Source organism: Kribbella sp. CA-247076 (assembly GCF_050942445.1).
Taxonomy (GTDB): domain Bacteria; phylum Actinomycetota; class Actinomycetes; order Propionibacteriales; family Kribbellaceae; genus Kribbella.
Map to the genome: position 1 here is coordinate 477,761 of NZ_CP192051.1, position 21,919 is coordinate 499,679.

23 protein-coding genes and 1 tRNA gene are annotated in these 21,919 nt (G+C 69.7%); 8 read left to right on the plus strand and 16 right to left on the minus strand.

Annotated features, from left to right (window positions below):
• Positions 1 to 13: 13 nt before the first annotated feature.
• Positions 14 to 2,002, minus strand: a complete 1,989-nt coding sequence (locus ACQPYZ_RS02375) for a CocE/NonD family hydrolase (RefSeq protein ID WP_433164745.1) — start codon at positions 2,000 to 2,002, stop codon at positions 14 to 16.
• 229 nt (positions 2,003 to 2,231) lie between these two features.
• Between ACQPYZ_RS02375 and ACQPYZ_RS02380 the strand changes: the two genes are divergently transcribed.
• The 3 genes from ACQPYZ_RS02380 (at position 2,232) to ACQPYZ_RS02390 (ending at position 5,152) form a co-directional block, all read left to right on the plus strand.
• Positions 2,232 to 3,146, plus strand: coding sequence for a hypothetical protein (locus ACQPYZ_RS02380; RefSeq protein ID WP_433164747.1), 915 nt, complete (start codon positions 2,232 to 2,234; stop codon positions 3,144 to 3,146).
• Between the two features lie 20 nt (positions 3,147 to 3,166).
• Positions 3,167 to 4,054, plus strand: a complete 888-nt coding sequence (locus ACQPYZ_RS02385; RefSeq protein ID WP_433164748.1) for a hypothetical protein — start codon at positions 3,167 to 3,169, stop codon at positions 4,052 to 4,054.
• Between the two features lie 69 nt (positions 4,055 to 4,123).
• Positions 4,124 to 5,152 (plus strand): hypothetical protein, encoded by a 1,029-nt coding sequence (locus ACQPYZ_RS02390; RefSeq protein WP_433164749.1) that lies wholly within the window; start codon positions 4,124 to 4,126, stop codon positions 5,150 to 5,152.
• Here the strand turns inward: ACQPYZ_RS02390 and ACQPYZ_RS02395 are convergent.
• A complete protein-coding gene (locus tag ACQPYZ_RS02395; RefSeq protein ID WP_433164751.1) occupies positions 5,118 to 6,005 on the minus strand; it encodes a hypothetical protein in 888 nt (295 codons plus the stop codon). The two genes, ACQPYZ_RS02390 and ACQPYZ_RS02395, sit on opposite strands and share 35 nt — an antisense overlap.
• A complete protein-coding gene (locus ACQPYZ_RS02400; RefSeq protein ID WP_433164753.1) occupies positions 6,002 to 6,994 on the minus strand; it encodes an SPFH domain-containing protein in 993 nt (330 codons plus the stop codon). Before ACQPYZ_RS02400 ends, ACQPYZ_RS02395 begins: the two co-directional genes overlap by 4 nt.
• Before the next feature lie 80 nt (positions 6,995 to 7,074).
• Here ACQPYZ_RS02400 and ACQPYZ_RS02405 point away from each other — a divergent pair, with 80 nt between their 5' ends.
• Together ACQPYZ_RS02405 and ACQPYZ_RS02410 are read left to right on the plus strand one after the other, a co-directional pair.
• Positions 7,075 to 7,758, plus strand: a complete 684-nt coding sequence (locus ACQPYZ_RS02405; protein WP_433164755.1) for an NUDIX hydrolase — start codon at positions 7,075 to 7,077, stop codon at positions 7,756 to 7,758.
• A 34-nt stretch (positions 7,759 to 7,792) separates the two neighbouring features.
• Positions 7,793 to 8,461: an SDR family NAD(P)-dependent oxidoreductase gene (locus tag ACQPYZ_RS02410; RefSeq protein WP_433164757.1), complete on the plus strand. Its 669-nt coding sequence runs from the start codon at positions 7,793 to 7,795 to the stop codon at positions 8,459 to 8,461.
• On the opposite strand, the gene ACQPYZ_RS02415 is transcribed toward ACQPYZ_RS02410, so the two are convergent.
• Positions 8,418 to 9,311: a carbohydrate kinase family protein gene (locus ACQPYZ_RS02415; protein WP_433164759.1), complete on the minus strand. Its 894-nt coding sequence runs from the start codon at positions 9,309 to 9,311 to the stop codon at positions 8,418 to 8,420. The genes ACQPYZ_RS02410 and ACQPYZ_RS02415 overlap by 44 nt on opposite strands.
• Positions 9,312 to 9,397: 86 nt before the next feature.
• Between ACQPYZ_RS02415 and ACQPYZ_RS02420 the strand changes: the two genes are divergently transcribed.
• Positions 9,398 to 10,630: an alpha/beta hydrolase family protein gene (locus ACQPYZ_RS02420; RefSeq protein WP_433164761.1), complete on the plus strand. Its 1,233-nt coding sequence runs from the start codon at positions 9,398 to 9,400 to the stop codon at positions 10,628 to 10,630.
• On the opposite strand, the gene ACQPYZ_RS02425 is transcribed toward ACQPYZ_RS02420, so the two are convergent.
• From ACQPYZ_RS02425 to ACQPYZ_RS02475, 11 genes are all read right to left on the minus strand, one after another.
• Positions 10,627 to 10,848, minus strand: coding sequence for a helix-turn-helix domain-containing protein (locus ACQPYZ_RS02425; protein WP_433164763.1), 222 nt, complete (start codon positions 10,846 to 10,848; stop codon positions 10,627 to 10,629). The two genes, ACQPYZ_RS02420 and ACQPYZ_RS02425, sit on opposite strands and share 4 nt — an antisense overlap.
• On the minus strand, positions 10,848 to 11,468 hold the full coding sequence (locus tag ACQPYZ_RS02430; protein ID WP_433164765.1) for a DUF2975 domain-containing protein: 621 nt from the start codon (positions 11,466 to 11,468) through the stop codon (positions 10,848 to 10,850). Before ACQPYZ_RS02430 ends, ACQPYZ_RS02425 begins: the two co-directional genes overlap by 1 nt.
• Before the next feature lie 218 nt (positions 11,469 to 11,686).
• Entirely contained in the window at positions 11,687 to 12,316 is a 630-nt protein-coding gene (locus ACQPYZ_RS02435; protein WP_433164766.1) for a CoA transferase subunit B, read from the minus strand.
• 1 nt (position 12,317) lies between these two features.
• Positions 12,318 to 13,106: a CoA transferase subunit A gene (locus ACQPYZ_RS02440; RefSeq protein WP_433164768.1), complete on the minus strand. Its 789-nt coding sequence runs from the start codon at positions 13,104 to 13,106 to the stop codon at positions 12,318 to 12,320.
• 135 nt (positions 13,107 to 13,241) lie between these two features.
• Entirely contained in the window at positions 13,242 to 14,168 is a 927-nt protein-coding gene (locus tag ACQPYZ_RS02445; protein ID WP_433164770.1) for a hypothetical protein, read from the minus strand.
• Between the two features lie 45 nt (positions 14,169 to 14,213).
• A complete protein-coding gene (locus tag ACQPYZ_RS02450) occupies positions 14,214 to 14,915 on the minus strand; it encodes a carbohydrate-binding family 9-like protein (protein WP_433164771.1) in 702 nt (233 codons plus the stop codon).
• Positions 14,908 to 15,396 carry a hypothetical protein gene (locus ACQPYZ_RS02455; protein ID WP_433164773.1) on the minus strand — a complete coding sequence of 163 codons (489 nt, stop codon included), beginning with the start codon at positions 15,394 to 15,396 and terminating at the stop codon, positions 14,908 to 14,910. Before ACQPYZ_RS02455 ends, ACQPYZ_RS02450 begins: the two co-directional genes overlap by 8 nt.
• 17 nt (positions 15,397 to 15,413) lie before the next feature.
• Positions 15,414 to 16,043 carry a lipoyl(octanoyl) transferase LipB gene (gene lipB, locus ACQPYZ_RS02460; protein ID WP_433164775.1) on the minus strand — a complete coding sequence of 210 codons (630 nt, stop codon included), beginning with the start codon at positions 16,041 to 16,043 and terminating at the stop codon, positions 15,414 to 15,416.
• A 4-nt stretch (positions 16,044 to 16,047) separates the two neighbouring features.
• Entirely contained in the window at positions 16,048 to 17,355 is a 1,308-nt protein-coding gene (locus ACQPYZ_RS02465; RefSeq protein WP_433164777.1) for a J domain-containing protein, read from the minus strand.
• A gap of 79 nt (positions 17,356 to 17,434) precedes the next feature.
• Positions 17,435 to 17,508 (minus strand) — tRNA-Pro (locus tag ACQPYZ_RS02470).
• A gap of 9 nt (positions 17,509 to 17,517) precedes the next feature.
• The gene (locus tag ACQPYZ_RS02475) at positions 17,518 to 18,477 is read right to left on the minus strand and encodes a metallophosphoesterase (RefSeq protein WP_433164778.1); all 960 of its coding nucleotides are present in this window, start codon (positions 18,475 to 18,477) and stop codon (positions 17,518 to 17,520) included.
• Between the two features lie 26 nt (positions 18,478 to 18,503).
• Here ACQPYZ_RS02475 and ACQPYZ_RS02480 point away from each other — a divergent pair, with 26 nt between their 5' ends.
• Positions 18,504 to 18,971 carry a GatB/YqeY domain-containing protein gene (locus tag ACQPYZ_RS02480; protein WP_433164780.1) on the plus strand — a complete coding sequence of 156 codons (468 nt, stop codon included), beginning with the start codon at positions 18,504 to 18,506 and terminating at the stop codon, positions 18,969 to 18,971.
• Positions 18,972 to 18,990: 19 nt separating this feature from the next.
• Positions 18,991 to 19,365 (plus strand): hypothetical protein, encoded by a 375-nt coding sequence (locus ACQPYZ_RS02485; protein ID WP_433164781.1) that lies wholly within the window; start codon positions 18,991 to 18,993, stop codon positions 19,363 to 19,365.
• Here ACQPYZ_RS02485 and ACQPYZ_RS02490 read toward each other — a convergent pair.
• A complete protein-coding gene (locus tag ACQPYZ_RS02490; RefSeq protein WP_433164783.1) occupies positions 19,362 to 21,758 on the minus strand; it encodes a penicillin-binding protein in 2,397 nt (798 codons plus the stop codon). The genes ACQPYZ_RS02485 and ACQPYZ_RS02490 overlap by 4 nt on opposite strands.
• Positions 21,759 to 21,919: the final 161 nt, after the last annotated feature.

A 21,919-nucleotide genomic window follows, 5' to 3' on the forward strand; every position in this document is an offset into this window, starting at 1 on the left:
GTACTTCAGGGTGTCAGCGTGAAGCCTCCACCATCTGGCGCATGAGTTCTGCCGGGTCGCGTTCGGGCTCGGGTTGGGCGAGGCGGGTGGCGGGGATGCGGGACTGCGGGGGTGCCGCGGTCTGCAGGGCCGCCGTGTAGCCCGTGAGGGGGAGGGTGAGGGAGGAACGGGCCGGGTCGAGGGTGATGGTGGCACCGGTGAACGGGATGGACGGGTTGTCCGGTTCGACCGTGAGGACCAGGCCGAGCCGGTGCCCGGCAGCGAACACCACGTCGTCCGCGTTCAGCTCGAACGACAGGTCGTACCACCGGCCGGACTGCAAGGATTCCTTGGAGTACAAGGACTTGTAGTGCCCGACGTCCGCCAGCGTCCGCACGACGACCGAGGTGTCCGACACCCCTGTGTTGACCTGCGTGTCGGGGTAGCACCCGGTGTCGAGCGCGTTCCCGTCACCCCAGCACACCGACGTGTTCGGCACGTTGGTGACGTTCGTGTACCGGCTCGCCGTACCGTAGTCGACCAGCCGCGCCTTGATGCCGGCGGCAACCTTGTTGACCTTGACCCGGACCGACACCTTCCCGGTCCCGGTGACCCGGACCGCCTTCTCCAGCTCGTCACTCAGGAACACCGCCCGGTCCGGCCGTACGGTCGTCGGATCGAGTACGACGGTGTCCGCCGACGGCTCGTCGGTCCCCGTGAAGCTGACCGGGTCGCTCGAGGCTGCGGCGATCGACAGCCCACCGGTCTTCGCGCCGGACACCTTGCTGAGCTTCAGCGTGGTCTGCCGGGCACCGACCGCCGGCCAGCGCGGCTCGTCGTAGAATGTGCCGTCCTCACGCTGCACGGTCGCCTGCGGCGTCTGCATGACGCCGTTCTTCAGGCCCTGCAGCCAGTAGTCGAACCACGGGTGCAGCTTGTCCACCCACTGCTCGCGGAAGCTGAAGCCGTCCAGGTGGACGCCCTGGTGCAGGAAGATCTTCCGCGGCACGTTGTAGCGGGCCAGCTGGTCCCACCACTCACCGAAGTGCCGGGTCTTGACGTTCTCGTCGCCGAGCCCGTGGACGACGTACACACTGGACCGCACGTTGCGCGCGTCCAGGTTGTAGTTCCGCGGGTCCCACCACTTGCTGTAGCTGCCGGTGCGGGTGTCGGAGTCCTGCTCGATCTCGTTCGTCAGCTCGACGCAGCGCGGGGAGGCGTCGTTGCTGACGTAGTCGTGCAGGAAGCCCATGTACTCGTCGTAGAACGGCACGCCGAAGCCGCGGGTGTAGTCGTACCAGCTGGAGATCGCGGCGATCGGGACGATGGTCTCCAGCCCGCGGACGCCGGTGCTCGCGACCGAGTTGGCGATCGTCCCATTCCAGGACACGCCGATCATGCCGGCCTTCCCGGTGGACCAGTCGGCCCTGGCGCGGCTGCCGTCGGCGTTGTACCCGGGCACGCGGTGGTTCAGCCAGTCGACCACGGCCTTGGTGCCGAGCACCTCGAGGTCGGCGCCGACGTCACTGCAGCCGGTCGACCGGAACGTGCCGGGCATGTCGACGAAGGCGACGGCGTACCCGCGCGGCACGAAGTAGTTGTCCAGCCAGCTGCCGAACACCTGCCGTACGCCGTTCCCGTCGAAGTACGCCTTGTTGTCGCCGGCGTAGTAGGGCGACGCCTGGATGATGACCGGGACGTCGACCCCGGCCCCGGCGGCCTCGCCAGGCCGGATCACGTCGACGGTGATCCGGTCGGCGATCCCGTTGGCGTCCCCGTCGAGCCTGGGGACGTCGACCTCGATCCGCTCGTGGATCGCGTTGGCGTAGTCGTACGCCGCGACGGTGGTCGTGCCCTGGACGAACGGCTTGGCCGGGACGGCGGTCGGTGCGGTGGCCGATGCGGTGGTCAGTGCGGTGGCCGGTGCGGTGGTCGGGCCGGCGGTCGCGGTCAGCGAGGCCAGTGGAGCCAGCGCGGCGACGGCCAGAAGAGTGGTCCCGGTCCGGAACCGAGTTCTGCGCATACGTGTCTCTCCCCTGTGGGCGGTGGGTGGGACACACGTCGGCCCTCCCTCGACAGGGCCGTTGTGGTGCACCGCACCTTACGCACAACGAGGGCTGTTGTCTGCACGGATCTCACTCGCGTGATCACTTCCTGTGCACATCACGGGAAAAACTTCGCGTCGGCTGCGGCAACTTCCGGCCTTCGTGGTGCATCGAGTTGAGCGAGACCTGCTGAGAAGGGGACCCGAGATGTGGCGACAGATGATCGGCGTGGGATGCGGTGCGGTACTGGCGCTCGGTGCGGTGTCACCGCCCGCCCAAGCAGCGGAGGCAGCGAGCGCGGCCGCGTGTACGGCGTACGCCGGCAGCGTCACCGCGGCCGGGGGCCACGGCACCCGGAAGGTCACCGCGACCACCCCACCGGCCGCGGGGGCCGTCAGTACGACGACGGGCGTCTACAGCCCGGGCACGGTGCGGGCGACGAGTCACTGGGAGGACTACCTCAAGTCCGGCGGAGGCTCGACGAAGCACGGCTACGTGATCATCGGGGACTCGCTGTACCGCAGCGGCTACGCGACCAACGGCTTGAACCAGCTCGAGGGGCCGCCGTACCTGACCCGGATCGGTGGCGGCTGGTCGAAGTTCAGTCTGGTCGAGTGGGCGACGTACGACACCGTCGAGGCCGGTGACGTGACCCGGACCGAGGTGTACGCGCTGCGCACCGACGGCGTGCTGTTCCGCTGGCACGTCACCGACAGCGGCTGGCGGGCCACCGGCTCGTACCCGGGGTTCTCCGCGGTGAAGACGATGGCGGTGATCAGCAAGCAGCCGACGTACGACACCTTCCTGGCGAATACCCGCGGCGGGGCGCTCTACACGATCCGGATCCCGGTGAGCTCGCCGATGAAGCCGGTGGTGAAGCAGGTCCGCTCCCGGACGTGGCAGGGGTTCGAGACGCTGATCGCCAACAAGTGCGGGCAGTACGGCACGCTCCTGCTCGGCATCGACAAGGACGCCCAGTCCGGCTACCTGTACGCCGTCGGCCACGCGAACGGCACGTCCACAGTCATCAACAGCCTCGGAAAGGTCCCCGCCACCTTCAACGACCCCATCGACTTCCGCTGGGCCGGCGTCGCCTTCTACGACGCCCTGAACGGCGAGTGACCCGGATGAGGCGCCAGTTGGTGGGGGCAGCATGTGCTGCGGTCCTGGCGCTCGCGGTGGTGCCGCCCGCCGCGGAGGCGTCCGCGACGGCGCCGTGCACGACGTGGGCGGGGTCCGTGACGTCGGCCGGCGAGCACACCTTCAAGGCCATCAACGCCACCGCACCACCATCGCTCACCCGGTCGAGCACGACCGCGGGTGTGTACGGACCCGGGCAGGTGCGGCTCGCCACGCACTTCGAGGACTACCCGAAGTCCGGCGCCGGCAGCACACGGAGCGGGTACGTCGTGATCGGCGACGTGCTGTACCAGTCGTCGTACGCCGTCGACGGCGCCGACAAGGTGGAGGCGCCAGGACCTCGCCTGCGACGTATCGGCAGCGGGTGGTCGAACTTCAGTCTGATCGAGGTGGCGCCGTACAACTCCGGCGCGGTGGCGCCGCGGACCGAGTTGTACGGGTTGCGCAAGGACGGCCTGCTCTTCCGCTGGCACCTGGTGGACAACGGCTGGCGCAGTACGGGCTCCTACCCGGGGTTCTCAGCCGTGAAGACGATGACGCTGATCAGCAAGCAGCCGACGTACGACACCTTCCTCGCGAACACCCGCGGCGGCGCCCTCTACACCGTCCGCATCCCGGTGACCTCGCCGATGAAGCCCGTCGTCAACCCGGTCCGCACCAAGACGTGGCAGGTCTTCGAAACCCTCACCGCCACCAAGTGCGGCAACTACGGCACCCTGCTGCTGGGCATCGACAAGCAGACCAAGACCGGCCACCTGTACGCCGTCGGCCACGCCAACGGCCCCGCCACCGTGATCAAAGGCCTCGGCCAGGTATCCACCACCTTCCCCGCCCCCCTCGACTTCCGCTGGACCCCACCCACCTTCCAAGACAACCTCAACGGCGACTAAGTGGTTGTCGGGGGAGAGTCTTCAAGGGGAGTTCATGTGGGGGTGTGGTGGGCGCTCTAGGGTCGCGGCATGATTTTGACTCGGCGTGGGGTGTTGAAGGCTGGGCTGGTGGGGGTCGGGTTGGCGGCCACGCCTGGGTTGGCGGTGGCGGGGCGGCCGCGGCGGGTTCGGGTGCTGGTGGCAACCAACGAGCCCTGGGGGACGTATCACGCGCGGCCGTTGCTGACTGAGGCCGCTCGGCGCGGGTGGGAGCTGGTGCAGCTGGTGCCGGATCGGTCGCGGGTGACGCCGGACGACCCGGTGCCGGTGGCGACGCTGGACGACGTACCCCCGGCGGATCTGCTGGTGGTCAACGGCGCTGAGGCGTGGCCGGCCGACGTTGCGAAAGCATTGCCGCGTCTTCCGTTGGTGGCCAGTTCGCTGGCGTATCTGAAGCCGGTGGAAGCGCCGCGGGCCAAGGAGTTCCGGTCACGGCTCGAACTCGTCACGGCCGCGTCGCCGGCCGAGTCCGACGTGTTCGCGGCGTACCTCGGGTGGAAGCGCCGCGTCCGCATGGTCGGCTCGGCGCAGACGGACGACCTGCCGGCGTACACCCCGCAGGCCGGTCGCGTGCTCGTGCTGACCAGCGTGACCCGGCCGGATCCGACGGGCGACGCCGCGCCCGGTACGCAACTGCTGCTCGACGCGGCCGCGAAGTTGGCGGCCGCGGGTAAGCACATCGTGGTCGGTCTGCACCCGCGAGAGGACCGGACGCTCTGGGAGCGGTACGAGATCAGCCCGCTCGGTTCGGTTCCGGCGTCGGCGACGGCGGAATGCGCGATCGGCATCCCGGGCACCGTCTTCCCCATCGTCGCGGCGGTCGGCGTACCGCTGGTCGGGTGCGTCGACCCCGAGCTGCAGGTGCCTGACTACATCCTGGACGTCTGCTCGTCGACCATCGACAGTCCGGAAGCGGCCGTCGACGCAGTACAGAACGCGCGTCCTGCGAGCCGGGGTGATGTCTTCGCGGCCGTGGGCCCGATCGGCGGCTCAGCCCGCCGGCTGTACTCCGCCTGGCAGACGGTCATCGCCTGTTCTCAACGACCAGTCGCAGCCTGACCGGCGCGACTCCGATCTCGACGCGTTGACCCCAGCCGGCGGTGAGTGTGTCGGATTCTATGCCGTCACCGAAGATGACGAGGTCGGACTCGGCGGTGATGGTGAGGGTGTCGGGGGCTTTGAGGAGGCCTTCGGTGTTGGCGGTGCCGGTGGCGGGGGAGGGCCAGGCTTCGCGGACGAACCAGCAGAGGGTGGGGTCGGTGGGCGCCGGGAGGGAGAGCGGGCTGCGGCGTTCCTGCCAGGCGGAGCGGCACCAGCCGGTGGAGCCGGTGCCGGTGCCGATCAGGATGCCTGAGGACGACTGGCGTTCGGGCAGGCTGTCGGGGGCGCTCAGCCGGTAGCGGGCGGACTGGTGGGTGCGGTGGCCGACGTACACCTCGTTGAGGGCGATCAGCTGCTGGCCGTCGTCGGTGCCGGCGGCAACCATCGTGCGTTCGGCGACGTGCCGCTCGTGCAGTAGGTCGGCTATCGCGGCCGGGGCGTGCGGGACGAGTACGCCGGGGTTGCGCGCCGGCTCCGGGTTGATGCCGATCACCGGCTGGCCGTCCAGGTACTTCGCCACGTTCGCGACCAGCCCGTCCTGACCGACCGCGATCACCACGTCCTCCGGACCGAACCCGAACCGGTCCAGGTCGTTGCGCTCAGCAACAGCGCGTCGCCAGTCCAGCGGGATCGCGGCCGAGACTGTTGCGAGCGCCTCCTGCTGCGCCTGGTGCCGCGCGTCCAGCTCGGCCAGGTCCCGGCCGCGCCCGGCGAGGAAGAACCCGGCCTGCTGCCGAGTCCCGTGCCGGGCGACCAACTCCGTCAGCTCGGTCGCCCGGTGCACGATCACTGCCCGGGGTGGCAGGCTCATCGGGCATCCGTCAGCTTCGTCAGCAGTGGGGTGAGCAGGTCCGGCGTCAGGTTCAGCGTGCCGATCTCCGGCAGGGCGCCCTGTTTGATCGCCATCGCCAGGATCGTGCCTTGGTCCAGGTCGGCGTACGCGTCCAGCAGCGCCTTCTCCGCGGCCGCCTCCGCCGCGCCGATCACGCGCTTGGCGTCCGCCTCGGCCTCGCTCAGCGCCCGCTTGCGGCCCGCGGCCGCCTGGGTCTCGATCTGGCCCGCCGCGGCCGCCTCGGTCGCGCGGAGCCGCTCGTTCTGGCCGCGCTGGTTGACCAGTTGCTCCTCGCGCCGGGCGAGCTCGATCTGGTTCTGCAGCTCGTTCTCCGCGATGGACCGCTCCCGCTCGACCGCCATCGCCCGCCGCTCGTACGTCGCCTTGTCGGCGGCCTGCTGGACCATCTCCCGGGTCGGCGTCTGCAGCGCCTTCTCCACGTCCCGCTCGGCCCGTACGGCGACCACGCGGACGTCCTCGACGCCGATGCCGAGCCCGGTCAGCCGCTGATCGGCCCGCAGGCCGGTCCCGACCGCCTGGCGGAGCGCGGTCATGCCCTCGGACAGCGCCTCGGTCAGGCTCATCCGGGCGAGCAGGTCGAGCGCGGTCTGCTGCGCCAGCTCGGTCAGCAGCCCGCCGAGCTGCTCGAGCGGGGTCGACCGCCACAGCCCGGTGTCCGGGTCGATGCCGAAGTCCAGCCGGGCCGCGGCCAGCGCGGGATCGATGACCCGGTAGGTCACGGTCGCCTGCACGGCCACGTCCTGGAAGTCCTGGGTCCGGCCGTGGAACAGCAGCGGCTGCTCGCGGTCGTCGACCGGGATCTCGCTCAGCGACGAGTTCAGCGCGCGGAACCAGAACGCCTGGCCGGCGCCGTCGTGCGCGAGTTTGCCGTTGCGCAGGTGGCGCACATGGGTGGTCGGGTTGGCCCGCAGGTGGCTGATGAAGCGGAACCGGGTGATGTCTGCCATCGATCGTTCTCCTTTGTCGTCAGTTTGACGATAAGGGTCGAGATGACTTCTCGTCAAGGTGACGATTACCATGCTGTCCCATGGACTTCGTGCCGCTCGGCCTGGCCGCCGACCTGGTCATCCTGACCGTCCGCGAGAGCGCCCTGCAGGTGCTCCTGATCCGCCGCGGCATCGCGCCGTACCGGGGCCGCTGGGCGCTGCCCGGCGGGTTCGTCCGGCCGGACGAGGACCTCGAGGAGACCGCCCGTCGCGAGCTGGCGGAGGAGACCGGCCTGTCGTCGGACCGGATCCACCTCGAGCAGGTGGCGACGTACGGCGCTCCGGAGCGCGACCCCCGCGGACGCGTCGTCAGCGTCGCCTACCTGGCGCTGGTGCCCGATCTGCCCGCGCCGGTGGCGGGGACGGATGCCGCGTCGGCCGGCTGGGTGGAGGCGGTCGAGGTGCTGGCCGACCCGGGCCGGCTCGCGTTCGACCATCACCGGATCCTGTCCGACGGCGTCGAGCGAGCGCGGGCGAAGCTCGAGTACTCGCCGCTCGCGGCCGCGTTCTGCCCGCCCGAGTTCACCATCTCGGAGCTGCGCGGGGTCTACGAAGCGGTCTGGGGTACGCCGCTCGACCCGCGCAACTTCCACCGCAAGGTCACCAAGACCCCGGACTTCGTCGAGCCGACCGGTGGTACGACGACCCGCGACGGCGGCCGCCCCGCCCAGCTCTTCCGCCGCGGCAGCGCGACCGTCCTGCACCCGCCGATGACCCGCGGTTGACCTCCAGTCGGCTTGAAGTGCTTCCATCCACCGCATGACCCACGTTCTCGTCACCGGCGCCGGACGCGACACCGGGCGCAGGCTCGCGTGCGCGTTCGCCGCTCGCGGTGCCCACGTGCTCGCCACCGCGCGGACGCTCGCCGCCGCCCAGGAGACCGTCGACCTCATCCACGCTGCGGGTGGATCGGCGACCCCGGCCGTCCTCGACCTCGCCGACCCGGATTCGATCGAACGGCTCCGGGTCGACCGCCTCGACGTACTCGTGAACAGCGGCGCGCGCTACCTCGCCGGCGCACCCACACCGGCCGACGTGGTCGACACTATCGCGGGCGGCGCCACCGGCACCGTGCTGCTCACCGAACGTCTCCTGCCGTTGCTCAGGGCATCCACCCGGCCGGACATCGTCAACCTGATCTCGGCCGCCGGGCAGACCGGCCACCACCGGTCCGACGCGCATCCGGCGTTCTACGCGGCCAAGCACGCCCAGGCCGGGTACGCCGAGATCCTCTCCGAACGACTGCGGCCGGAAGGGATCCGGGTGATCTCACTGTTCCCGCCGGACTTCGTGCAGGACGGCCCGCGCGAGACCGGCGCCGACCTCACCGCGCAGTCGGTGGTCGACTGCGTGCTGTTCGCGGTCGGTCAGCCGCGGGACTGCTTCATCCGAGCGTTCTACTTCGAACAGCCAGCTCCTCGGCCGTGATCAGGTCGGTGTGCGTGCCGGGGGAGCCGCACGCCCAGGCCCCGGCGATCGAGCCGGCGACCGCGGCGTCGTACCAGGTGACGCCGTCGAGACGCCGGGCGAGGAACGCCGCGACGTACGCGTCACCGGCGCCGTTGGTGTCGACCACGGGCCGGTCGGGCAGGTCGACGGCCGGGATGTGCCGCGGTGCCCGGTCGCGGACGTGCAGGTAGCTGCCGTCGGCGGCGGCCATCGCGACCACGACCTGCGCACGGCCGTTGGCGAAGATCCAGTCCACGGCGTCGTCCGGCAGCGCGCTGGTGGAGACGAAGACGATGTCGGCGGTGGTCGCGAAGTCCTTGTGGTAGTCGTTCCGCCCGTCCCAGTCGTGCAGGTCGGTGGAGACCGTGCAGTCCGCGGCCAGTACGTCGGACAGCGCGTCGCGGGCGAAGTCCATGATCGAGACGTGCACGTGGCTCGCGTGGGCGACGTTGGTCCGCCACAGATCGGGGTCGACCCGGAGTCCGGCCGGCTGGCGGGCGTCGTACAGGGCGAGGCGTCGGCCGTCGGGATCGACCAGGTTGATCGATCGACGCGTGCCGCTCGGATGGAGGGCGACGTGCAGCGGCAGGCGGAGGTCGTCGTACAGCCGGCGGATGCGGTAGCCCTCGGGGTCGTCGCCGATCACGTCCGCGAGACCGGCGCGCAGGCCGAGCAGGTGGCAGCCGAGCGCGACGCCGTGGCCGGTGTGGCCGACGTACGACTCGACCGGGTCGACGTGGATCGTCTCGACGGCGGGCAACGGGAGCGCGGGCACCCGCACGATGGTGTCGACCCCGACTCCGCCGATCACGAACACGTCCAGTTCCATACCCCCGTCATACCTGACTTTCGACAAGGGTGTCAGGTGTCTTTAGCGCGATGTGGACAAGTCCGTCGCGGCGGGAGGCTCGGCTCATGCTCAGTCGACGCGTTCTCCTCACGACCACAGCGGCCGCCCTCCTGACACCACTCGCCGGTCAGCGGGCGACCGCCGCGGGTTCCACCGGCCGGCGGGTGCCGGTTCGCCTGCGGTTCCCCCGGCCTTCCGGGCCCTTCCCGGTCGGCACGACCGAGCTTCATCTGGTCGATCGGGAACGGGATGACCCGTACGTCCCCGGGCGCGCGCGGGAGTTGATGATCAGCATCTGGTACCCGGCGCGGGCTGGGGGTGCGCCGGCGCCGTACCTGCCGCCGCTCACCGCCAAGCTGTACGGCGAGGGCGCGGCCCAGGCGCTCCAGCAGCCGGTGGACGCGGTCGACTGGGTCGGGGCCCGCGTGCCTGCGACCACGCGAGCGCCGGTCAGCCGCGGACGGCGGCCGGTCGTGGTGTTCTCGCCCGGCTTCGGCGTACCGCGCGGGCTCGGCTCGATCATGGTCGCCGAGCTCGCCAGCCGTGGGTACGTCGTCGTGACGGTCGACCACACGTACGAGGTCGCCGGCGTGGAGTTCCCCGGCGGGCGGCTCGAAGTACAGACCCTGCCGCAGGGCTCGTACGCCCTGATGGCCCGGAATGCCCGGGTCGCCGACGTCCGCTTCGTCCTCGACGCGCTGACCAAGCTGGCTCGCGGCGACAACCCGGACGCCGGCCATCGCCCGCTGCCCAAGGGACTCGGTGACCTTCTCGACCTGCGCCGGATCGGTGCGTTCGGGCACTCGGCCGGCGGCATCACCTCGCTCGACGTGATGGACGTCGACCGCCGAGTCCGGGCCGGGATCGACCTGGACGGCACGCTGGCCTACGGCTACCCGGATCCGGCGGACTGCCCGACGGTCGCGCACGGCACGGACAGGCCGTTCCTGCTGATGGGTGCCGGCGGCACCGGCCCGAACGGCGGGCCGCAGACCCACCGGACCGAGCCGTCCTGGGGACTGTTCTGGGACCACTCAACCGGCTGGAAGCGGGACCTCAACGTGCCCGACGGCGGCCACTACTCCTTCATCGACCATCAGGCCCTGATCCCGTGGTTCCAGCGGTTCTTCACCGTCCCGCCGGAGCTCATCGCGAACACGGTCGGCACCGCCGACGCCGCCGCGGTCCTGCGCGCACTGCGCACGTACATCCCGGCGTTCTTCGACCAGCACCTGCGCGGCCGCCCGCACCCCGCCCTGTGGATCCGCGGCCTGCCCGAGACCACGTTCGTACGCTAGTCGCTCAGCTCCAACAGGTCGCCGGGCTTGCAGTTGAGCGCGTCGCACAGGGCGGTGAGGGTGGAGAACCGGATCGACCTGGCCCGGCCGTTCTTGAGGATCGACAGGTTGACGATCGTGATGCCGACCCGGTCGGCGAGCTCGGTCAATGTCAGTCCCCGCTCGGCCAGTAACCGGGTCAGGTTGACCTGGATCCGGTGGGCGTCCTCAGGTGGCATCAGACCAGGCCCTCGGTGTCCGCGCGGAGCCGGACGCCGATCCGGAACGCCTCGGCCAGCGCGGCCACCAGGAACGCCACCGCGACCTGCGTCAGCGGTACGTCGACCGTGAACGGGACGTCGCCCGCCAACGCCGTACCGGCGACCAACTGGTCGGTGCAGATCGCGGTCACCAAACCGTCGACGACCGTGCCCACGACGATCAGTACGGCGAGGCCGTACAGCCGGCGCGGATTGCGCGGCGTGAACGGCTCGCCCGCGGACAGCGTGCGGGCGATCCGGAAGAGCAGGTAGATCCCGAACAGGATGAGTACGGCGACCACGATGGACGGCAGGGTGAGCAGCAGCCGTTGCTCGAGGGTCGGGTCGGTGACCGAGAGCGTCGCGGTGTCGCCGGTGGACAGCTTCAGCCCGTCCGCCTCGGCCAGAGTGGTGCTCTCGGTGCCGGCGACCGGGACCTGATGCTCGATGAAGCCGTCGATGCCGCGGACGAGGGTGAGCAGTGGCATGCCGAGGCCGATCACGGCGACCGCGACGAACGCGATGCCGAGAAGTCCTTGCAGTGCCCGGGAGTCGGAGCGGCCCCACCGGCTGAGGCCGAACGTCGACGGCCTACCCATGATCAGTCACTTCCTTATCGTCACTCGATAATATCGTTGGTCGATAATAACGACAAACGATAAGGAAGTGTCAAGAGCAGAGCTCTGAAGAGCAGGGTGGGGGAGCGGGAGTGTCAAGAGCAGGGCGCGGGAGCGGGCGTGTCAAGAGCCTGGCTGGGGCGGGCGTGTCAAGGGTCAGGGCGGTGACCACGGATGGTCACCGCCCTGGGGAGTACGGACTACTGCTTGATCGGGGCGCCGGTTTTGGACTGGAGGTCGTCGAAGGTGACGCCTTCGGCGAGCTCGACGAGCTTCAGGCCGTCGTCGGTGACGTCCAGGACGGCGAGGTCGGTGATGATCCGGTCGACCACCCCGCGGCCGGTGTGCGGCAGGTCGCACTCCTGGAGGATCTTGTGCGAGCCGTCCTTGGCGACGTGCTCCATCAGCACGATCACCTTCTTGGCGCCGTGCACCAGGTCCATCGCGCCGCCCATCCCCTTGACCATCTTGCCGGGGATCATCCAGTTCGACAGGTCGCCGGTGGCCGACACCTGCATCGCGCCCAGGATCGCGGCGTCGATCGCACCGCCGCGGATCATCCCGAACGACAGTGACGAGTCGAAGAACGATGCCCCCGGCAACGTCGTCACGGTCTCCTTGCCGGCGTTGATCAGGTCCGGGTCCTCGTCGCCCTCGACCGGGTACGGCCCGACGCCGAGGATGCCGTTCTCACTCTGCAGGACGACGGTGACGCCGTCGGGGATGTAGTTCGGCACCAGCGTCGGCAGGCCGATGCCGAGGTTCACGTACGAGCCGTCCTCGAGCTCGGCGGCGGCGCGGGCGGCCATCTGCTCACGGGTGAGTGGCATCTCAGGCCTCCATCTTCTCGCGCTGGGCCTCGTAGGCCTCGCGGGGCTGCACCGTACGCTTCTCGATCCGCTTCTCGACGTCCTTGCCAACAGCAACGACACGCTGGACGTAGACCCCGGGCAGGTGGATCTCGTCCGGGTCCAGCTCACCAGGCTGGACCAGCTCCTCGACCTGGGCGATGGTGACCCGGCCGGCCATCGCGGCCAGCGGGTTGAAGTTCCGCGCGCTCCGGTCGAACACGAGGTTGCCGTGGGTGTCGCCCTTCAGCGCGTGCACCAGGCCGAAGTCGGTGGTGATCGACTCCTCCAGCACGTACGTGGTGCCGTTGATCTCCCGGGTCTCCTTCGGCTCCGAGGCCTTGGCGACCGAGCCGTCGGTGTTGTACTTCTGCGGCAGCCCGCCCTCGGCCACCTGGGTGCCGACGCCGGCCAACGTGAAGAACGCGGCGATCCCGCAGCCGCCGGCCCGCAGCTTCTCGGCCAGCGTGCCCTGCGGCGTCAGCTCGACCTCCAGCTCACCGGACAGGAACTGCCGGGCGAACTCCTTGTTCTCCCCGACGTACGACGACGTCATCTTGGCGATCCGCTTGTCCGCGAGCAGGATGCCCAGGCCCCAGTCGTCCACACCGCAGTTGTTCGACACCACGCTGAGCCCGGTCACCCCCTTGGCGTGCAGGGCGCTGATCAGCTCCATCGGGTTGCCGCACAGCCCGAAGCCGCCGACCGCGAGGCTCGCGCCGTCGCCGATGTCGTCGACCGCGGCCTGCGGCGAGTCGTACGTCTTGTCCATCCGGCTGCTCCGTTGCAGTGTCGGGGGCTGGGTTGGTCCCGACTCTAACCAGCCACCCGTGACTCGGGCGAGAGCCACCTCCTGTGGCCACTGCCACAGGTGTGCCGGCACCCCACAGCCGTATGTGCGCCGGTCCTACGCCGACGCTTCGCAGGCCTCGATCGCCGCCAGTTCGTGCAGTGCCTCGGCGCGCGCGTCCTCCAGGTCCTCGGACCCGTCGGCGAGTACGTCGCACAGGTACGACCGGGCCGCCACCAGGTTGCCGCCGTACCGGGCCGTCCTGGCCAGGCCGATCCGGGCGGCCGCAACCGACTCGGCCAGGTCGGCCGCCTCGCCTAGAGCCAGCGCACGGGTGTAGTCCTCGTGGGCGTCTTCCAGCTTGCCGAGCGTCCGGTAGATGTCTCCGCGTTCGCAGAGGAGCAGTGCGGTCTCCTCGGCCAGGCAGAGCTGGTCAGCCAGCTCCAGCGCCTCGCTGGTGAAGTCGAGCGGCTCGTCGACGACGTGCCTGAGCGCTGTCAGCGCCAGGAACATGCCCCAGCGGTCATCGAGCATGCGGAAGCGTCCGAGCGCCGTACGGAGAGCTTGAGCGGCCTCGCCCGGGATCGCCGCGGTCAGACCCGGGTAGCCGCGGCACAGCTCGATGGCCGCCCTGGTCCAGGCGTCTCCGTCCTCGTTCCGCTCCAGGACCTCCTCGACGGTCGCGGCGGACTCGAACGGACCGAACACGAGCGCCCACAGCAGCACGGTGACGGAGTACCTGAACGGACCGGTCGCGGCGGCCACGATCTGCTGGGCCAGCTCCAGTTGCTCCTGCTCGGCCGACCCGGCGCCGTGCAGCACGGCCAGCAGGTACTCCTCGTCGAGCCCGACGGGCACGGTCCGGCCGAGCATGCTCAGCACCCGCTCGGCAGCCGCCGCGGCCTCGTCCTGCAGTCCGTTCGACCACCAGTAGCCGGAGTACTCCGCGACCAGGCGCAGCGCCGCTCGGGGGTCGGTGTCACAGGCGCGCTCGATGGCGCTCACGACCTGATCGTCGTACCCGCCGTCACCCCCGAAGTCCACGTACCTCATTGTCACCCCGGGGCCCGCACGGCGCGTCACCGGGGCTCAGAAGCGCAGTACGCCCCAGCGGTCCGGGCGGTGCATGTCGGCCACGTACTGCGGCGACCAGACCCAGAACTCGAGCTCACTGCCCTTCACGTAGGCGCCGTCGACGACCTCGTGCGGCCACTCGCAGCGCATCAGGTTCATCCGCCACTGGTCGCCCGGATTCGGCGGAGTCGCCCGGCCCTCGTTGTACGGCGCCAGGTCGGCCCACGGTACGGCGAGCTCGACCGACCAGCCCTTGTCGGTGTCGGACGGGTCGTTCAGCGTGCCGTCGACGTGCAGCGCGGTCCGCAGACCGGGCAGGTTGGTCGGGTCGATCGGTACGCCGCCGTCGACGTAGGGCTTGGGCAGCGTCAGCTCCCAGATCGTGCCGAGCGGGTTGATCTCGAACTCGTAGTAGTTCAGCCCGTCGCCGTCGGGGTCGAGGAACAGCTCGAAGTTGTTCTCCTCGAACAGCTTCGTGTTCTTCTCGGTCATCGTCGACCAGACGTGCGGCTCCTCGAGCAGACCGCCGACGTAGAGGTACTCGTCGTCGTACATCAGCTTCGCCCGGGTCCGGAAGCGCGGCTGCGGGCCGTCGCCCTCGATGTCGACGAAGTCGGTGGTCCAGGACGCGAGCTCCCAGGCCGGGTCGGTCAGCGTCCCGTCCAAGGCCGGGGCGGTCGGCGTACGTGGGCAGTCGTAGACGGGCAGGTCAGGCATCGGCACGCTCCAGCAGTCGGGCGACGAGATTGGCGACGAGGAAGGTGATCGCGGTGAGCGCCGGCACGACGGCCAGGGCCCACTGCGAGGACAGGTGATCGGTGAGGAAGGCGAGGACGACGAGCAGCATGAAGGCGACGCCGAGGAACGCCACCAATCGCGGGTGCGGCATCGCCAGCTGGCTGAGTGCGAGTCCGCCGAGGACGATCGTGACCACCACGATCAGCACCAGCAGCGGGAGGCCGAGGGCGCCGCAGTTCGAGGTGTCGCGGACCCGTTCGCAGCCGCGTTCGCTCAGCCACACCAGGGCGACGGTGGCGAAACCGGACAACAGCCCGACGACGGCGAGGATCAGCGCCGGCGGCAGCGGCGGAGCGTCGTACCGCCCCTCGTCCGCCTCCTCGGCCTCCTCGTCGTCGGCCGCCTCCAGCACGGCCTCCAGGTCGGCCGGCATCCGGCCGTCCTCGTCCTCAGAGCTCATTGCCGCAGGCTACCGATTCAGGCTGCGCCAAGCGATCGGGCGATCGCATCCCGTACGGCGGAGTCCGCCGGGGCCGGCAGACCACGCTCGGCCGCGAGCTCGGCCAGCGAGACCATCGTGACGTCGTGCAGGCCGCAGCTCGTGAACGTGTGAAACACCGTCATGTCGGGGTCGACGTTCACCGAGAAGCCGTGGCTCGTCACCCCGCGCCGGATCCGCATCCCGATCGAGCACAGCTTGCGGCCGTCCTCGGTCCACACCCCGACCAGACTGCTCGCGCCCTTCGGCGTGTCCCGTCGTACCAACGGGAAGCCGAGCGACCCCAGCGCCTCGATCAGGCCGTTCTCGACCCAGCGCACGATGTCGACCGGTCCGCGCTGCTTCAGGTCGATGACCAGATAGCCGACCAGCTGACCCGGCCCGTGGTACGTCGCGAACCCGCCACGGTCCACCGCCACCGCCGGGATCCCGGCCGTCTCCGGCGGAAGATCCTCCAGCACGGTCCGCGGACCGTAGGTGATCACCGGCGGATGACTCAGCAGGAACAACCGGTCCCCGGCCGACCCCGCCACCCGCTCCTCGACCCACCCCCGCATCTCCTTGGCCGCGACGTCGTACTCGACCTCACCCAACTCGATCCGCTGCATGTCTTCAGCGTAGGTCGACGGGCGACTGGTACAGCACGTCGTACAACAGTCGGCGGTTGAGCACGTGGCCCTCCGGCCGTAGCCACTCGACCAGGGCGGACGCCGCCGATCGTGCTGCCAGACAGGTGACGCCGGCGTCCGGTCCGCCGGCGACGGAGACCTGTCCCTGCGCCGGGTGGACGACGACGAAGCCATGAACCGAGAAGCCCTTGAGCCGCGCCAGCCAGGCCGCGACGACAGCGCTGACGTTGCCTTCGCCGTCGTCGAACGGCTGCCCGTTCCGGAGCACCGATCCGTAGCCGTCCACGGAGTACGTGCCGGCCGGCCCGTCCACCGAGGAGACCACGGCCATGCGATCACCTGCGATCAGCAGATGGGCCACCGGCAGGCCCGCGACCCGCGCGCCGTGGATCAGTTTCGCGGCCGGCAGTTGGGCCGCCACCTCTTCGAGGATTACCGCCGTACGGCGATGACGCAGTACGGCGGAACCGGACAACGGAGCCGAGTAGCCGTCGTCCACCAGGGGCTCACCGGGACGGCCCCACACGTTGAAGTCGTACGCTGCCCGCTTGTCGATCGCCAGGTCGAGTTCCCGCGCGCCGGACCACCGGGCAGTCAGCCAACGGACTGCGACGATTCCGGCCACGATGGTGATGATCCAGATCCGCAGGACGGTCGGGAGATCCGGTGCCGCGAACGGCAGCGCCATGACGACCAGGCCGAACGCGCCAACCAGTCCGCAGCCGGTGATCCAGCGGTGGAAGGGCAGCCGTCGGCGCCAGTGTGGCGGCAGACCGATGACGGTGAGCGCTGCCAGCAGCAGCCCGATCGGCACACTCCAGCCTTCCCGCAGACCCGAGTACACGAACGGCCCGACCGGGAGGATCAGCCAGACCGCGAGAGCGGTCAGCGCCGTCCCGCGCCGGTGGCCGAAGCGCGGGACGACGCGAACGGCCCGGTCCGCGCCCGCGGTCTGCCGGTCCGACCCCGCGGCCCCGCGGTCGTGGGTGCCGTACGCCGGCTCGTCTGCCTCCCGGCTGCGGGTGTCGCCCGTCGGGTCGTCGCCGTACGACGGGTCCGGCCCGTTGGGCGATTCGGAGCCGGCGGGACCGGCGAGGTCCCGGTCGTAGGCGGCGCGCTTGTGCGGATCGGACAGCGTGGTCCACGCCTCCTGCACCAGGCGGAACAGCGCCGCGTTGCCGCCCTGGTCCGGATGCACCTGGCGCACCAGCCGCCGGTAGGCAGCCTTGATCTCGTCCGTCGTCGCGGTGCGCTCGACGCTCAGCACCTCGTAGTGGTCGGCCTCGCTCACCCCAGAACCTCCGCTGACAAGCCAGGCCCGTACAGCATTCAGGGCCAGCCACCGAAGTGACTGGCCCTGAATGTTCGAGTCGGGCTGACAGGATTTGAACCTGCGACCTCTTCGTCCCGAACGAAGCGCGCTACCAAGCTGCGCCACAGCCCGAAGCCGGAGTTAGCTTACATGCGCCCGCGGCTGGGACGAAATCGGGTTTATGCGGGGGACGAGGGTGAGCAAGGTGGCCTCAGGACGGCAGGCGAATCGCACCGGCGCGTACGGCGACGTACCCAGGCCGGCCGAGACGTGCAGAGCCGCCTGACGGCCGTCGTGCTCCCACGTGGACAGGCCCTTCACCCGGGACGTGTCGAGGTCGCAGTTCGTCACTAGAGCGCCGTACAGCGGGACCGCGAGCTGGCCGCCGTGGGTGTGGCCGGCGAGGACGAGCGGGTAGCCGTCGCCGACGAAACCGTTCAGGACCCGCTGGTACGGGGCGTGCGTCACGCCGATCGAGAGGTCGGCCGACGGGTCCACCGCGCCCGCGACCTCGTCGTACCGGTCGCGTTTGATGTGCGGGTCGTCGGTGCCGGCGAAGTCCAGCCGCAGGCCGTTGACCTTGAGGGTCGCCTTCGCGTTGTTCAGGTCGGTCCAGCCGGCGCCGGTGAACGCTCCGCGCAGCTCCTCGAACGGCAGGTCCGGGCCGTGCGGCTTGTGCCGCTGCTTGTGCGCTGGCAGCAGGTATTTGCCCGGGTTCTTGAAGTGGGGCTTCCAGTAGTCGTTGGAGCCGAACACGAACACGCCCGGGAGGTCGAGCAGGTCGCCGTACGCCCGCAGCAGCGGCCGGACGGATCGCTCGTGCGCCAGGTTGTCGCCGGTGTTCACGATCAGGTCGGGCTCGAGCGCGGCCAGGTCGTTGACCCAGCGGATCTTGCGCTCCTGCGTGGGCATCAGGTGCAGGTCGGACAGGTGCAGCACCTTCAACGGGTCGGCGCCCTGCGGCAGGACGGGGACCGTCACTCTGCGCAGCGTGAACCAGCGCACCTCGACGCCCGCCGCGTACGCGACACAGGCGGCGCCCACGGCGCCGACGACCGCCGTGGCCTTCAGGGTGGTGGAGGCAAGCCCGCTCAAACTCATTTCACCAGCCTGCCACAATCTCAGGTATGTCCAACTCCGGTATGAAGCAGCGGCTGCACGACGACATGACCGCCGCCCTGAAGGCACGTGACGAGATCCGCAAGTCGACCCTGCGGATGGCGCTCACCGCGGTCACCAAGGCGGAGGTGGCCGGCAAGGAGGCCCGCGACCTCAGCGACGCCGAGATCGTCGACGTGCTCAGCGCCGAGGCGAAGAAGCGGCGCGAGTCCGTCACCGCCTACCGCGAGGCCGGCCGCGACGAGCTCGCCGACAAGGAGCAGGCTGAGGCGGACATCCTGGCCGAGTACCTGCCGGAGCAGCTCAGCCAGGAGGAGATCGTCGCCCTGGTCACCGAGACCATCGCCGAGACCGGCGCCGCCGAGCTCGGCCCCCGCGGCATCGGCAAGGTCATGGGCGCCCTCCAACCCAAAACCAAAGGCAAAGCCGACGGCGCCATCCTCTCCGCCGAAGTAAAACGCCAACTCGGCGCCTGACCCACGCGTCGAACCCGGCATGACCGGGCCGGCGAACGAGACCACCCCGAGGAGCCGCCGACTCATCGGCGGCTACCTCGCATCGGCCGCAATCGGCCTGCTCCTGATCTACCCGCTGCTGATGAGCGAACTACTCACCCGCCAACTGGTAGGCAGCGCCCTCGGCGCGCCCTGGGCGCCGTTCGGCGACGACCGCGAGGGGAAGACGCAGCTCGGCGTACTGGTCGTGCTCTTCGTCGTCGCCCCGCTGCTTCTGGGCGCCCTGGCGATCAGCCGGGGCGTACGGCGCCGCCTCGGCCCGGGCAGAGCGACAGCAGCGGTGCACTACCTGGCCTCAGTGGCCCTCGTCCTGCTGCCGTACTGGCTGTTCCGTGTCGCGGGCTGGCAGATCTAGCGGCCGCCGCAGTTGGGGTATTTGGGGTTCCAGGGTGGGCAGGCTGGGTTGATGGTGGGGGGTGCTGGGGGGTTGGCGGTGTTCTGGGGTGGTTTGGGGGAGTTCTGCGGCTGGTTCTTGCGGGTGCCGTTGGAGACGTGGATGGTGATCGACGAGCCTTCGGGGGCGCCCTCGCGCTGGCGTGGGGTGGTGTAGGCGACCGTGCCGGCGGTCTCCTCGGAGTTCACCGTGCCCGGCGCGATCACGGCCTCGAACCCGGCCTGCCGGATCTTGTTGGCCGCGTCCTCCGGGTTCATCCCGTTCACGAACGGGATGTCCTTCACGTCACCGCGGACAGTCTTGTCCGACGGCGCGGTGAACTTCGTCGTCGGGTAGTACTTCAGCGCGTTCTCCATCGCCGTCCTCCACAGCGGACCCGCGGTGCCCGAGCCGGACGCGTCCCGGATCTTCTTCCCGTCCAGGGTCAGCTTGGCCAGGTCGACGTACGGCGGGGACGCGTCGGCGACGACCGAGGCGGCGGCGAGCCGGCTGGAGTACCCGGCGTACCAGACGGCCTTGTTGTTCTGGATCGTTCCGGTCTTGCCGGCCAGGTCGCTCTTGCCGAACTTCAGCCGGCCACCGGTGCCGTCCGGCTCCATCACCTGGTGCAGGACCGCGTTGACGCCGTCCGCGACCTCGGGGGCCAGGGCCTGCTTGCACTCCGCGCCCGGAGCGTTGATCGCCTTACCGGTCGGGCCCTTGATCGCGGTGACCAGCCACGGCTTGCAGTACATCCCGCGGGCGGCGAAGGCGGCGTACGCGCCCGCCATCTGGACCGGGGTCACGTACCCGACGCCGAGCGTCATCGAGACCACCTGGTCGAGCGGCTCGCCGCTCTGCGCGTTGTACAGCCCGAGGGACTGCGCGACCTTCGCGATCGGGCACAGGCCGACCTGCTGCGACAGCAGCAGGAAGTACGTGTTGGTCGACTTCTGCGCTGCCTGGATCATCGTCGGCACCGGCACGTTCGAGGTCGAGTTGCTCGGCGTGTACGAGTCGAACGACTCGGTCGTGCCGCTGCAGGTGCTGAACTTCTTCCGCGTCAGGTCGATCTCGTTCGGCGAGTTGATCTTGTAGTTCAGCGGGAAGCCTTTCTGGATCGCGGCGGCGATCGTGAAGGCCTTCATCGTCGAGCCGTTCTGGAACCCGCCGTAACCACCGGGGTAGGACTTCTCGACGTTGTAGTTGTACGACGTCTGGCCCTTCTTGTTGCCGTACGGCCGGCTCTGCACCATCGCCTTCACCAGGCCGGTGCCCGGCTCGACGATGGTGATCGCCGCGGACGCGCTGTCGCTCGTCCGCGAGTGCTCGTTGATCGACTTCTGGGCGGCGGCCTGGATCTTCGGGTCCAGTGACGTCCGGACCGTCAGGCCGGCGGTCTTCACGAAGTTCCTGCGGTCGGTCTCGGTCTTGCCGAAGGCCGGGTTCTTGGTGAGCTCGGCGACGACGTAGTCGCAGTAGAACGGGTACTTCGAGTTGGCGCAGCCGAGTTTGTTCGGGCGGATCTTGGCCGGGTCGACGACCGGGGTCTTGAGGGCCGCGTTGGCCTGGGCGACCGAGATGACCTTGAGCTCGAGCATCCGCTTGATGACCAGGTCGCGGCGGTCCTTGGCGCGCTTCATGTTGTTGGTCGGGTCGTAGCCGGTCGGGTTCTTCACCAGGCCGGCCAGCAGCGCGGCCTGCGGCAGGGTCAGCTGGGAGGCGTGCACCTGGTAGTAGTGCAGGGCGGCGGCCTCGATACCCCAGGCGCCGTCACCGAAGTTGGCGAGGTTGAGGTACTTCTCCAGGATCTCGTTCTTGGAGTACTGCTTCTCGACCGCGATCGCGTACCGGAGCTCGGCGACCTTGCGCTGGTACGTCTCGGCGGTGGCCGCGGCGACCTCCTCGGGCGTGTTCGCCTTCTCGACCAGGCTCATCTTCACGTACTGCTGGGTGATGCTCGAGCCACCCTGCTGCACCGAGCCCTCGGACTGGTTCCGCAGGAGCGCGCGCAGGGTGCCCTTGAGGTCCAGCGCGCCGTGCTCGTAGAACCGGTCGTCCTCGATCGCGACCATCGCCTTCTGCATGATCGGCGCGACCTGGCTGAGCTTGACCGGGACCCGGTTCTGCTCGGCCAGCGTGGCGATCACCGATCCGTCGGCGGCCAGGATAGTGCTCTTCTGCTTGAGCGGCACCTCGTCGAACTGCTGCGGCAGGTCCTGCAACGTCTCGGAGGTCTTCTCGGTGGTGAAGCCGGCCAGGCCGGCGAACGGGATGGCGAGACCGGCGGCCAGAGCCCCCGACAGCACGCTCACCCCGAGGAACAGAACCACTGATTGGACGACTCCCCGGTCGCCCTTCTCCCTGACGCGCATGTGAATGAAGACTACGGGATCGGCTGATGGGGTTACCGGGACAGGTGTGAGTTCCGTCACGCTCTCACGGCGTGTTCACAGCAAGTTCATCCGAAAGGAGGAGGGCCGGACCACCCCGTCCAGTGGGTGGTCCGGCCCTCGGTCTTCGAGCCGTTCGATCA